This window comes from Proteus myxofaciens ATCC 19692 (assembly GCF_001654855.1).
Classification (GTDB): Bacteria; Pseudomonadota; Gammaproteobacteria; order Enterobacterales; family Enterobacteriaceae; genus Proteus; species Proteus myxofaciens.
The window spans coordinates 14,697-27,832 of the sequence record NZ_LXEN01000094.1 but is presented as its reverse complement, the minus strand read 5'-3'; the positions used below and the strand labels follow the sequence as shown (position 1 = coordinate 27,832).

Annotated in this window: 11 protein-coding genes; 5 read left to right on the top strand and 6 right to left on the bottom strand. The window is 38.5% G+C overall.

Annotation, left to right across the window (positions count from 1 at the left end):
* Positions 1 to 138: 138 nt before the first annotated feature.
* On the bottom strand, positions 139 to 684 hold the full coding sequence (gene orn, locus M983_RS09555) for an oligoribonuclease (RefSeq protein ID WP_066749829.1): 546 nt from the start codon (positions 682 to 684) through the stop codon (positions 139 to 141).
* Positions 685 to 799: 115 nt separating this feature from the next.
* Between orn and rsgA the strand changes: the two genes are divergently transcribed.
* The 3 genes from rsgA (at position 800) to mscM (ending at position 6,222) form a co-directional block, all read left to right on the top strand.
* Positions 800 to 1,861: a small ribosomal subunit biogenesis GTPase RsgA gene (gene rsgA / locus M983_RS09550; protein WP_066749828.1), complete on the top strand. Its 1,062-nt coding sequence runs from the start codon at positions 800 to 802 to the stop codon at positions 1,859 to 1,861.
* Between the two features lie 83 nt (positions 1,862 to 1,944).
* On the top strand, positions 1,945 to 2,856 hold the full coding sequence (gene asd / locus M983_RS09545; RefSeq protein WP_083954583.1) for an archaetidylserine decarboxylase: 912 nt from the start codon (positions 1,945 to 1,947) through the stop codon (positions 2,854 to 2,856).
* 15 nt (positions 2,857 to 2,871) lie between these two features.
* Positions 2,872 to 6,222, top strand: a complete 3,351-nt coding sequence (gene mscM / locus M983_RS09540) for a miniconductance mechanosensitive channel MscM (protein ID WP_066749826.1) — start codon at positions 2,872 to 2,874, stop codon at positions 6,220 to 6,222.
* An 86-nt stretch (positions 6,223 to 6,308) separates the two neighbouring features.
* Here the strand turns inward: mscM and yigL are convergent, their stop codons facing one another.
* The 4 genes from yigL to pldA form a co-directional block, all read right to left on the bottom strand.
* Positions 6,309 to 7,109, bottom strand: a complete 801-nt coding sequence (gene yigL / locus M983_RS09535) for a sugar/pyridoxal phosphate phosphatase YigL (protein ID WP_066749825.1) — start codon at positions 7,107 to 7,109, stop codon at positions 6,309 to 6,311.
* Positions 7,110 to 7,121: 12 nt separating this feature from the next.
* Positions 7,122 to 8,126: a lysophospholipase L2 gene (gene pldB, locus M983_RS09530; RefSeq protein ID WP_066749824.1), complete on the bottom strand. Its 1,005-nt coding sequence runs from the start codon at positions 8,124 to 8,126 to the stop codon at positions 7,122 to 7,124.
* A 17-nt stretch (positions 8,127 to 8,143) separates the two neighbouring features.
* Positions 8,144 to 9,973, bottom strand: coding sequence for an ATP-dependent DNA helicase RecQ (gene recQ, locus M983_RS09525; protein ID WP_066749823.1), 1,830 nt, complete (start codon positions 9,971 to 9,973; stop codon positions 8,144 to 8,146).
* A gap of 111 nt (positions 9,974 to 10,084) precedes the next feature.
* Positions 10,085 to 10,960 carry a phospholipase A gene (gene pldA / locus M983_RS09520; RefSeq protein WP_066749822.1) on the bottom strand — a complete coding sequence of 292 codons (876 nt, stop codon included), beginning with the start codon at positions 10,958 to 10,960 and terminating at the stop codon, positions 10,085 to 10,087.
* A 213-nt stretch (positions 10,961 to 11,173) separates the two neighbouring features.
* Here pldA and M983_RS09515 point away from each other — a divergent pair, with 213 nt between their 5' ends.
* On the top strand, positions 11,174 to 11,641 hold the full coding sequence (locus M983_RS09515) for a thioesterase family protein (protein WP_066749821.1): 468 nt from the start codon (positions 11,174 to 11,176) through the stop codon (positions 11,639 to 11,641).
* A gap of 133 nt (positions 11,642 to 11,774) precedes the next feature.
* Positions 11,775 to 12,668, top strand: coding sequence for an EamA family transporter RarD (rarD, locus tag M983_RS09510; protein ID WP_066749820.1), 894 nt, complete (start codon positions 11,775 to 11,777; stop codon positions 12,666 to 12,668).
* Positions 12,669 to 12,677: 9 nt separating this feature from the next.
* On the opposite strand, the gene M983_RS09505 is transcribed toward rarD, so the two are convergent.
* Positions 12,678 to 13,055 (bottom strand): hypothetical protein, encoded by a 378-nt coding sequence (locus M983_RS09505; RefSeq protein WP_066749819.1) that lies wholly within the window; start codon positions 13,053 to 13,055, stop codon positions 12,678 to 12,680.
* Positions 13,056 to 13,136 lie beyond the last annotated feature (81 nt).

The window sequence follows — 13,136 nt, the reverse complement described above, 5'->3', positions numbered from 1 at the left end:
CTTCATCGGTACGGGAAGCGCATTATACGAGAAAAATGATTAACCGCAAGCCCTTATCGCCAAAAAAATATATTTTTTTGATTGCATGTCGATAAAATCATCATAATGATGCAATATCCATCATAATTAAGCGATATTCTACTCTTTAATAAAAGTTTCGCGATAATAAACGAGTTCTGCAATGGATTCGCGAATATCATCTAACGCTTGATGTGTATTTTTTTTCGTAAAACCGTCTAGAATTTCAGGTTTCCAACGACGGGCTAATTCTTTTAGTGTACTCACATCAAGATAGCGATAGTGAAAATAGCTTTCTAACTCAGGCATATAACGGAAAAGAAAGCGTCTATCTTGCCCAACACTGTTACCACAAATTGGAGAAACACCTTTAGGCACCCATTGTTCAAGAAACTTAATCGTTGCTTTTTGTGCCGCATTATCATCATATTGGCTTTTACGAACGCGCTCTACTAAACCACTTCCAGTATGTGTACGCGTATTCCAATCATCCATTAAACCAAGTTGTTCATCCGATTGATGGACTGCAATTACTGGGCCTTCGGCTAAAATATTGAGTTGAGAGTCTGTCACAATAGTGGCAATTTCGATAATACGATCACGTTCTGGATCTAGGCCCGTCATTTCCAGATCTATCCAGATAAGATTGTTCTCGCTGTTTGACATAATATATCCTAGCTGTTTCTTAGAGTGAGACATGATATTTTAGCGTTTATCATAGCGCGTTTACTCCATAAGCACGACAGAAGAACATCTAACCGAATGACACAAGTGAGGATCGGTGACAAAACGTAAATTATCTAAAGGCCAGCAACGCAGAGTACAAGAAAATCATAAAAAGCGATTGCAGAGCAAAGAGAAAAAAAATCAGGTTGAATTAGATGATTCACAATTAGGTGAAGCCTCTGAAGGACTGATTATCAGCCGATTTGGACAACATGCAGATGTCGAAGCCAATGATGGTAGCATTACTCGTTGTAATATTAGACGCACAATTTCATCTTTAGTCACTGGTGATAAAGTCGTGTGGCGTCCAGCATTACAAACGCAAGAAAATGTCAAAATAAATGGTATTGTTGAAGCAGTTCATGAGCGTAGTTCTGTTCTTACTCGCCCTGATTATTATGACGGTGTTAAGCCCATTGCAGCCAATATCAATCAAATCATTATTGTTTCAGCTATTTTACCCGAACTTTCTCTCAATATGATTGATCGCTACTTAGTGGCTTGTGAAACCTTGCAAGTTGAACCTCTGATTGTTCTTAACAAAATTGATATGTTAGACGATGAAAGTAGAGAGATGGTGAGAGAATGGATGCAACCTTATAAAGATATCGGCTATCGAGTACTTGAAGTCTCTAGTCATACTACAGAAGGTTTAACTGAACTCACACAAGAGCTTTCAGGTCGAATCTCTATCTTTGCAGGTCAATCTGGTGTGGGTAAATCCAGTTTATTAAATGCCTTATTACCGCCCACAGAAGAAAGTATTTTAGTTAATCAAGTTTCTGATAACTCAGGATTAGGTCAGCACACGACAACGGCAGCACGTCTTTATCATTTCCCACAAGGGGGAGATGTAATTGATTCACCAGGTGTACGTGAATTCGGCTTATGGCACTTAACACCCGATCAAGTGACAAAAGGATTTATTGAATTTAGACCTTATCTTGGTGGCTGCAAATTCCGTGACTGCAAACACTTTGACGATCCTGGTTGTCTTATTCGCGAAGCTGTTGAAAATGGTGAAATTGCAGAGACACGTTTTGAGAATTATCACCGTATTTTAGAAAGTATGAGTCAGGTGAAAGTGCGTAAAAATATTAATTTAGACTCTAAATAACAGAACCACTGACAAGCCTACGAAGGCTGGGTACAATGTGCCCCTTTTGTTTATTTTATCGTTCAAGACCAGAGGTTGCCATTTTGGACAAGCTAAAAATTAAACTGCATTATCTATTGCCTAAGCTATGGCTAACACAGCTAGCAGGCTGGTTTGCAAATAAAAAAGCAGGTGCTATTACTCAATTTGCGATAAAGACATTCGCAAAAACCTATAAAGTCGATATGAATGAAGCAAAAGAGAGTCAATTCCACTCTTATTCCACATTCAACGATTTTTTTATTCGTGCGCTAAAAGAAAATGCTCGTCCAATAGTTGAAGGTGATGAAATACTGGCCTTACCTGCCGATGGTGCAGTTAGTCAATTAGGGCTTATTCAAGACGATCTTATCTTACAAGCGAAAGGCCATCACTACACGCTTGAAGCATTATTGGCGGGTAATTTTATGCTCGCTGACCTCTTTCGTAATGGGCAATTTATCACAACGTACCTATCTCCTCGTGATTATCACCGTGTCCATATGCCATGTGATGGCTTACTAAAAGAAATGATTTATGTCCCGGGTTCACTCTTTTCTGTAAATCCACTCACGGCCGCGAATGTTCCTAATTTATTTGCACGTAATGAGCGTATTATTTGTGTATTTGAGACAGCATTTGGTCCAATGGTGCAAATTCTTGTTGGTGCCACAATTGTAGGAAGTATAGAAACAGTGTGGTCTGGTATGGTAACGCCACCTCGTGAAGGCATTATTAAGCGCTGGAGCTATCCTCAAGCAGATAAATCAGGTGCGATTTTTCTTAAAAAAGGTGAAGAGATGGGGCTCTTTAAATTAGGCTCAACCGTTATCAACCTTTTCCCTGAAAATAGTGTTCAATTCAATAAAGATCTTATAAGTGGCTCCGTGACCTTAATGGGAGAACAATTAGGCTCTATTATTAATGTTTCTAACAATAATAATGGTAATAATGATGCCATTAGTGATAACACGTAATTCGGAGTAATCTTTGTGCGCCTGATAATCACGCTTTTTATCTCACTATTTTTGACGTTTTCACTCACAACATCAGCAATTTCTGCTGAAACAGATAAATTACGTCAAGAAATTAAACAACTTGAAGGAAGTAATAATCCTCAAGATATCGAGACTATGCAGGCGCTACAAGGTACTATCAACTGGATAAATGACGGTGAAAAAGCACAAGTTAACGCAGAAAATTATCAAAAAACGATTGATGAATATCCGCAGATAACTAAAGAGCTAAGAAACAAATTACTTGAAGAAAGCCATTCAATTCCGTCTATTCCTGAAAAGATTTCTATTCCTGATCTTGAACAAAAAATTATTCAAATCAGTAGCCAACTTATGGAGCAGGCAAGGCTCCAGCAACAAGAGCAAGATAAAAGCCGTGAGATAAGTGAGTCACTTAATTTACTTCCTCAACAGCTCTCTGAAGCGCGACGACTACTCAGTGATGCAACAACAAGGCTCGCATCAATAGGCGCCTCTGCAACGCCACTCGTCGAAGCTCAAAATAAATTAACGCAATCAGAAGTCACTGCGCGTAAAGCTATGGTTAATGAGCTTGAGCTGGCACAGCTTTCCGCTAATAATCGCCAAGAAATTGCCAGACTACGTCTTGAGTTATTTAAAAAACGCTATCAACGTCTTGATGTGCAACTACAGCAATTACGTAGTTTATTAAATATAAAACGCCAAGAAGTTGCTGATCTTGCATTAGAAAAAACAGAAATGTTAGCGGAACAAGGTGGCGAACTACCTGAGTTTTTAATCAAACAAATCCAAACTAACCGCGAACTATCACAAATCCTCAATAAGCAAACTCAAGAAATGAGCGAGCTTTCTGAAAAGCAACGTATTACAACACAACAGACGCAACAAGTTCGCCAAACGCTTACCACTATCCGTGAGCAAGCACAGTGGTTAAGCGGTTCAACAGCTTTAGGTGAAGCGCTTAGAACGCAGTTGGCACGCTTACCTGAAATGCCACGTTCACAAGAACTAGATAGAGATATCATTCAATCTCGTGTGGAACGCTTACGTTATGAGGATATGTTAGAAAATCTAACAAAAGAACAGCCACCACAAAAAGAAGATGGCGAAAAATTACCTCAAGCTCAAAAATATATTTTTGACTCCCTTATTCAAGCGCGCCATGAATTACTTAACTCATTATTATCAGGCTACGACTCACAAATTCTCGAATTAACCAAATTAAAGGTCGCCACAACCCAATTAGCAGATGCATTAAGAGAGACAAAAGATGCGACTAACCGTTATATGTTCTGGGTTGCAGATATTAGTCCTATAAAATTTAATTACCCTGTTTTATTAGTTCAAGATATTACTCGCTTACTCTCACTTGATACCTTCTCACAGCTTGGTCATGCTGGCGTAAGCATGATAAAAAACCAAGACACATTTATTTATCTCTTTGTGACGTTATCAATTGTCGGTTTTAGTATCAGAACACGAAAACACTACAATGCCTTCCTTGAAAGGGTGAGCAACCGTATTGGTAAAGTGACTCAAGATCATTTTTCATTAACTATACGTACTGTTTTTTGGTCAATTTTAATCGCATTACCTTTACCTTTATTGTGGTCTGCCGTCGGTTATGGATTACAAAGCGTTGAATGGCGCTATCCAATGGCGGGTGCTATTGGCTATGGTGTTACTGCAGCCGCTCCTGTGTTATGGCTCTTTATGATAAGTGCGACTTTTGCACGTCATAATGGTCTGTTTATTTCACAATTTAAATGGAAAGAAAGCCGCGTTAAAAAAGCGATGCGTTTTTACCAGCTCTCCATTTTTGTTATCGTGCCGTTGATGATGTCGCTGATAACATTTGAATATTATAATGATAGAGAGTTTGCACCAACAATTGGTCGTTTCTGCTTTTTATTGCTGTGTATCGCACTGAGTTTTATCACTTCCAGTCTGAAAAAAGCGCATGTTCCTTTATATCTAGATAAACATGGCTCAGGCGATAATCTTATTAATACCATTTTATGGTGGTTCTTACTGGTAGCCCCTGTTATTGCCGGTTTAGCTGCTGTTTTAGGCTATCTTTCTACGTCGATAGTGTTACTTGGTCGCTTAGAAATGTCTGTGGCTATTTGGTTTGCTCTGTTGATTATTTATCACATAATTCAACGTTGGATGCTTATTCAGCGTAGAAAACTAGCCTTTGAAAGAGCGAAACAAAAACGTGCTGAGATTCTTGCTCAGCGCGCCAAAGGTGAAGATGAAAATATGATAGTAGGAAGCAGTGGCGAAAGCACAGCAGGTTTAGAGATAGAAGCACAAGAAATAGACCTTGATGCAATCAGTGCACAGTCAATTGGCTTAGTACGTTCTATTTTGACCATGATTGCCTTGGTGTCCATGATCTTACTCTGGTCTGAACTTAATACTGCCTTCTCTTTTGTCGATAATATTCGACTTTGGGATGTCACTGCCTCAGTCAATGGCGTAAATACCATTCAACCTATCACAATGGGCTCGATTTTAGTCGCTATATTGGTGATTATTATTACAGCACAATTAGTCAGGAACTTACCTGCATTGCTTGAACTAGCAATTTTGCAACACCTTGATCTGACGCCTGGTACAGGTTATGCCATTACCACAATGACTAAATATAGTATTACCTTGATTGGTAGTATTGTGGGCTTTTCTCTTTTAGGGATTGAGTGGTCGAAATTACAATGGCTTGTTGCTGCGATGGGGGTTGGGCTTGGTTTTGGTTTACAAGAAATTTTTGCCAATATTATCTCAGGCTTAATGATCTTATTCGAAAAACCAATTCGTATTGGTGATACCGTGACCATTCGCAATCTCACGGGAAATATTTCTAAAATTAATACACGCGCAACAACACTGACTGACTGGGATAGAAAAGAGATTATTGTTCCTAATAAAGCGTTTATTACTGAGCAATTTATTAACTGGTCATTGTCAGATTCAATTACGCGTATTGTGATGACAATACCAGCACCTGTGGAATGTAATAGTGAACAAGTCACTCATGTTCTATTAGAGGCTGCTAAGCGCTCAACCATGATCTTAGATAATCCAGCGCCAGAGGTATATTTAGTCGACCTACAGCAAGGTATACAAATCTTTGAATTACGTGTTTATGCCGCAGAAATGGGACATAGAATGCCAGCAAGACATGAAATACATCAAAATATTCTGCTGGCCTTTGCAGAACAAGGTATTACTTTACCATTCCCGCCATTCCAAGCGAGAGTGGATATGATGGGCAATACTATCCGCAGTGCAACACAAAACGCATCAGGGCGTAATCCACCAAGAGAAGTAGGCGGATTATAACTCAGCATAAAAAAGACGGTGACATAGAATTGATGTCACCGTCTTTATTTTATCTGTCACGGTAAAACTGCAAGTAAAAAATAGAATCAGACGTGATATAACTTGCGCAAATAATGAGGTACAGCATCATCGACGTTAGAACCAATCACTTCCATGTGCGGTAATAAATCTTTTAGCATCTGATGTGCATTTTCCATAATGCAACCTTTACCCGCTATTTTTAGCATCTCTTTATCATTCATTCCATCACCAAAAGCAATAGCATCCTTCGGTGTATGTTGCATAAGTGAGGCGACTTTTTCTAACGCCTCACCTTTTGATACGCCACCAGCCATAATCTCTAAGCAGTTACGTAGCGAAAAGCTCGCATTAACTTTATCACCCCAACGTTCGTTGATTTCTTTTTCCAATATCAGTAATAATTCATGATCTTCTGACGTAAAAAAGACCTTACAGACCTCAGACTTTGGATAATTTGTTTCATCAAATAATTTGTAATTAAAAACAGAATCTTGGAAGAACTGTTTTAATTCTGGCGATTCTTTATTAATGTACCATTGATCACTGCAATAGATATTCGTTTCGATGTTTGGGTTATCTAACGCCATAAAGATCAGAGAATCTGCAATATCAGAAGGAAGATCGTGACTAAAAATAAGATCACCTTGTGTATTATGCACTCTAGCCCCATTTGAGGTTATCATGTAAGCATTAATCCCTAATCCATCACGTATTTGAGCAACATCGATATGATGGCGTCCTGTTGCAAAAACAAAGTGAACGCCTTTATCAATCAGTAGATGCAACGTTTCTTTGGTATAAGGAGTTAATAGGTGGTTGGGTGATAACAGCGTGCCATCAAGATCTGAAGCGACTATCGAATACATACACTTTCCTGATTAAAATAAATGCCTATCATAAAACTCACAAATTTTATTAAGTGCTTGTGAGCGTAGCTTATCTATTTCGAACAAGATTTCATGATGCGCACCCTTAATCACCAGTGGCAATTTTTGTTTTTTTTCTCTTGTTCTGGACTGACTATAACCTTCACAGAAAGCCCTTAGCTCCCGATTATCTACCACCTTATCGTGCTCTGCTTCGAGAATTAATAAAGGGGTATCTATCTCTCCCGCATGTTCTATCAACCAATCTCCCGCTTTTAGGCTTTCACCAATCCAATGATAAGTGGGACCGCCTAAACGTAGTGCAGGGAAATCCGCATAATATCGTAAATAACGACGGTATCTTTCATGACTGTGAGTTAACACATTAAGGATAAAAGGTAGTGGAAACCATTTTCCTGTTGATACTGCGTAATTATTTCTTTCTGATAAGCTTTGTTCAGCCCTATTGACTAAGAAATTAGCAACCCACCGTGGTATCGGTAAATTAATACCAAACATTGGCGCACATAAAGCGGCTGCTTTAAAAATATGAGGTTTTCTTAAAAGGTATCCCGCTAAAATAGCACCGCCCATAGAGTGGGCAAGTGCAAAATAATGTTTATATTGATGAGGTAATACAACGGTATCAACAAATATTGAAAAATCATCAATATAATCACTAAATTTCTCTACATGTCCTTTTTGACTATCTTCAAGTAAACGGTCTGATAGCCCTTGACCGCGATGGTCAATCAGAAAAATATCGTAACCAAGATGAAAGAAATCAAAAGCGACTTCAGGATATTTTACATAGCTCTCGCTACGGCCTGAGGAGATAACAAGTGCTTTATGATGAGATGGCGAGCGCCAACTAACATAGCGAATTATTTTGTCATCAACCCCCACAAATTCACCTTCATGGCGTTGATTCCAAAAATCCAATAAGACGCCATTCGCAAAAGCAGAAAATTGCTTTTCACGAGATAACCACGAATGTTTAAAAAGAGTGGTTGTCATTGGCTCTCCTTATTGTGTTATTCAAAACCCTCGATATGGTCACGAATAAGAGTCATAAACGCAGGACCAAATCGCTCTAATTTGCGTTGTCCTACACCGTTGATTAACAGTAATTCATCAGGGTAAACAGGGCACTGCTCTGCCATTTCAATCAGTGTGACATCATTAAAGACCACAAATGGCGGAATATTTTCTTCATCAGCAATAGATTTACGTAATTTTCTGAGTTTCGCAAATAATTTCCTATCGTACTGTCTATGGCTGTGTTTTGTTGGTTGATTTCGGCTTTTTGTAGGTGTTAATAAACGAGGCACTGCTAATTGCAAAGGAACCTCACCTCGCAATATAGGCCTTGCCATTTCGGTTAACTGCAAGGCTGAACGATGAACAATATTTTGAGTCACCATACCTAGATGTATTAATTGGCGTAATACACTTACCCAATGCTCATGGCTTTGTGCTTTGCCGATACCATAAACAGGTAATGAATCATGCCCTGCATCACGAATGCGTTGATTATTCGCCCCTCTTAAAATTTCAACAATATAGCCAATACCAAAATGTTGGCCTGTTCGATAAATGCACGACAACGCTTTTTGCGCATCAAGTAAACCATCGTATTGTTTTGGTGGATCAAGACAAATATCACAGTTTCCACAAACCGTTTGACGATGTTCATCAAAGTAATTTAGCAGAACTAAGCGCCGACATGTCTGTGCTTGCGCAAAAGCCCCCATTGCATTTAGCTTATGAGTTTCAATGGCCTTTTGATTACTCTCTGGCTTTTCATCTAAGCAACGATATAACCATGCCATATCAGCAGGATCGTAAAATAAAACGGCTTCTGCGGGCAATCCATCGCGCCCTGCTCGCCCTGTTTCTTGGTAATAAGATTCAATATTGCGAGGAATATCAAAATGCACAACAAATCGAACATTAGGCTTATTAATACCCATACCAAAGGCAACCGTTGCAACCACAATTTGTAGATCATCGCGTTGAAATGCATCTTGTACTTGTGCACGTTGCGCTATTTCAAGTCCCGCATGATAAGCCGCAACACTTAATCCTCGTTTACTCAATCGCTCTGCGGTTTCTTCGACTTTGTTGCGACTGTTACAGTAGATAATGCCTGACTTACCTTTTTGTCCGCGGATAAAAAGCCAAAGTTGATCAAGAGGTTTATATTTCTCAACTAAGGTGTAACGAATATTCGGTCTATCAAAGCTACTGATATGTACTAAAGGATCACGCAACGCTAACTGGTTAATAATATCAAACCGCGTTGTATTATCTGCCGTTGCTGTTAATGCAATAATAGGAACATCGGGTAAATATTGCCTTAATAGCCCAATACCTCGATATTCTGGTCGAAAATCATGTCCCCACTGCGAAATACAGTGTGCTTCATCAACCGCCAATAATGCGGGTTTCCATTGCACTAAATGATGAAGAAAGCTATCCATCATTAAACGCTCAGGCGCAATATACAACAGTTTTATTTCACCATTTTGACAACGTGCTTGAATATCAATTTGTTCTTCACGGCTTTGCGTTGAATTAAGATAAGCCGCTTCCACACCATGTAAGCAAAGTTGATCTACCTGATCTTTCATTAAAGAAATTAAAGGAGAGATAACCATGGTGAGACCATTTAATAAAAGTGCAGGAATTTGATAGCAAAGCGATTTTCCTCCACCTGTAGGCATGACCACTAAACAATCACGTCCTGCTGTAATGGTATCAATTATCTCTTGTTGACCAGGGCGAAATTGCTGATAACCAAAAGTATCACGCAAAATAACCTGAGCTGACGGTATTGAATTAAGAACTTCTGCTGTGGACACGTCGTTCCTCTGAAAAGCTGATGGCAACTATGATGAGAAGTAAAAGAAAAGGCACCGATAAGCAGGTGCCATCATCAATTATTAAACTATGCTACCCTAGAATAAAAAAAATTACAGCATATCATTAAGCATCACACCAACACCGAAGCGAGTTTGGCGAAAATTATAATCAATCATAGATTCGCCATATCCACTAAAGAGTTGTGTATAAAAACGGACATGCTTGGTGATAGGATAGCTCCAGCCTAATTCTGCTGCGCCATAACCACTATTCCAGTTATAACGCCCTGTCGCGGTTATCACACTCTCACCTAAACGATAACCTGCTTTTAAACGATAATAACCCATATACCGATTTATCTCTGGATTATCATCATTTTTTTCACTTTCGTTAAACCGATACCATGGTTTTAAATCCAACTGAAAATTGCCTTTTTGCGCCATAAATCGAGCATAAACACGGTTCCAACTACGGGAAGTAGGATCAGAGCGCCCATTGGATTCATGATTAAGACCTGTCTCAATTTCGCGTAAGGTCCATCCTGCAAATTGATAATCTGTAGCCCAACCTAGAAAAATTTGAGGTTCATAATTGGTTTCACGAAAAGGGGATGATTCTTTTTTATTGCTAAATTGCCACCAAGAGCGCTGGGTATAAGAAGCAGCAAGCACAGAATTCTCACCAGCAATACCTCGCCATAATGGGAAAGCGAGACTTATTTGGAATTTTACCTCATCTTTTTTAGCCTTATTGCCCCAATCATAACTTTGAATAGCCTCTTTATTCATATCTGAGGTATCGGTATAAAGAATATAATTGGATTCATAAGGATAAAGAACAAAAGGTGAATCATATTTTTGTAATAATCCAGAAATTATACTGCCCTGAACAAGCGGTGCAGGAGAGGTTGATACCTGTGTTGCTGATGCAAAACCCCATACTGGATAAAATAAAGACACCGCAAGTAAAGAACGGATGTAACACATAGTTAATTATCCTGTCTCATTATGAAATAACGTCGAGTGAGTACCTATAAATGTGTCGTATTACACTTATCGACCATATTTTACACGTTATTCCCATTAAATCCTGTATATTTTCATGCCGATGTATTTATAAGCGAAATGGAAAATGACATTTTCGTCATGTATCATTAACATTTAATTAACCTTATAATCTTATATCGGAGGGCAATCTCAATGGAAAAGCAATTAACACTAGAAGAAGCTCAAGCCTTAATTGGTCATGTTTTTGTTTATCAAATGCCATTTAATCAGCTTATTGGCCTAGAATTAATCCGCTTTGAAAAGGATTATGCAGAAATTCAATTTCGTTACCAAGATAAACTAGTAGGTAATATCGCGCAGCGTATCTTACATGGTGGCATGATAGCATCAGTTTTAGATGTTAGTGCCGGATTAGTTTGTGTGGGAAATGCTCTCACTCGTATAGCACCGATATCCCAATCAGGACTTGAGCAGAAACTGTCTAAAATGGGGACTATTGATTTACGCGTTGATTATTTACGCCCAGGACGTGGGGAATGTTTTACTGCAAGTAGTCATATCTTACGTAGTGGCAATAAAGTCTCTGTTGCTCGCGTCGAATTACATAATGAAAAACAAATACATATTGCTAGTGGAACAGCGACTTATCTTGTTGGCTGATATCCATTTAATAATATAATGATTAGATTATTATTAATTACTTGTAAAATTGCATACCTAATGACACATTAGAGAATGTCATTGGGTATAACGCCCTGTCACTCTTTTCTTTTCCATCAATTCCAGAGATAGCATGAGCCAGAAAAATACGATGAAAGGCGTTCTGTGTGCTTTAGGCGCCTATTTTATCTGGGGTATTGCCCCTGTCTATTTTAAAAGTATTCAAGAAGTGCCAGCAGAAGAGATCTTAACACATCGTGTTTTATGGTCGTTCCTATTTATGTTGATTTTAATGACATTAACGCGCCATTGGCCTTATTTACGCCAATTGATGCGTCAACCTAAAAAAATTCTCGTATTAGCATTAACCGCCGTCATTATTGCAAGTAATTGGCTTATCTATATATGGGCCGTCAATCACGGCTTTATGCTTGAAGCAAGCCTTGGCTACTTTATTAATCCCTTGGTTAACGTACTCTTTGGTATGCTCTTTTTAGGTGAGCGTTTTCGTCGTATGCAGTGGATTGCAGTAGGGCTTGCCTTTACGGGTGTATTTATTCAACTATGGCAATTTGGATCAGTGCCAGTGATTGGATTAAGTTTAGCGGTGACATTTGGCTTATATGGCTTATTGCGTAAAAAATTAGGCGTAGATGCACAAACGGGGATGACCATCGAAACATTATGGCTATTCCCCGTGGCATTAATATATATTTCATTCTTTACGCATTCACCTACCAGTAACATGATAGAAAATAGCTGGTCTCTGAATACGTTACTCATTGCAGCAGGTATTATTACAACCATACCATTATTACTTTTTACTGAAGCTGCACAACATTTACGCTTATCCACATTGGGCTTTTTCCAATATATTGGTCCAACATTAATGTTCATCCTCGCGGTTATGGTTTATGGTGAACATATCGATGCAGAGCGTTTAGTAACCTTTGGCTTTATTTGGGTTGCTCTTATCTTATTTACGTTAGATGCGCTTTATACCCAACGTCGTTTAAGACGTAGTTAACCCCATTGTTTACTCTTCCGCTTCATTTTCAATACCGAGAATGAAAGCGGAAGTAAATCGTTTCTTTTCATTTAAAAAAGATCTTCCCCCCATTCTTTCCACGTAACGCCATGTTCTATTTATTGTATTCATGGGTCCATTAAAAATACGCACACTCCCTTGTAATACCAAATAAAAAATATTGAGATAAGGCACCATTTCTTGTTGGTATTTCAGTATATGTGTATATAAATCGTCTGTTTTTGTTTCTATCTTTGAAGCATGATAAGTATCGAGTTCATTCGGCGATAAGTTATCAATATCACAAGATGGAACCGTTGGTGAGATATCATTTAAATACATAGTGTTTAAGACAGGGAAATACGTAGATATTCCAGATATTTTCATAAAGTAAAATCCTCAATTGATATTATTTTATGAATTATTATGTAATGGCGGTTTCTCTCACCTTAAAAAAAAGCCCCTATC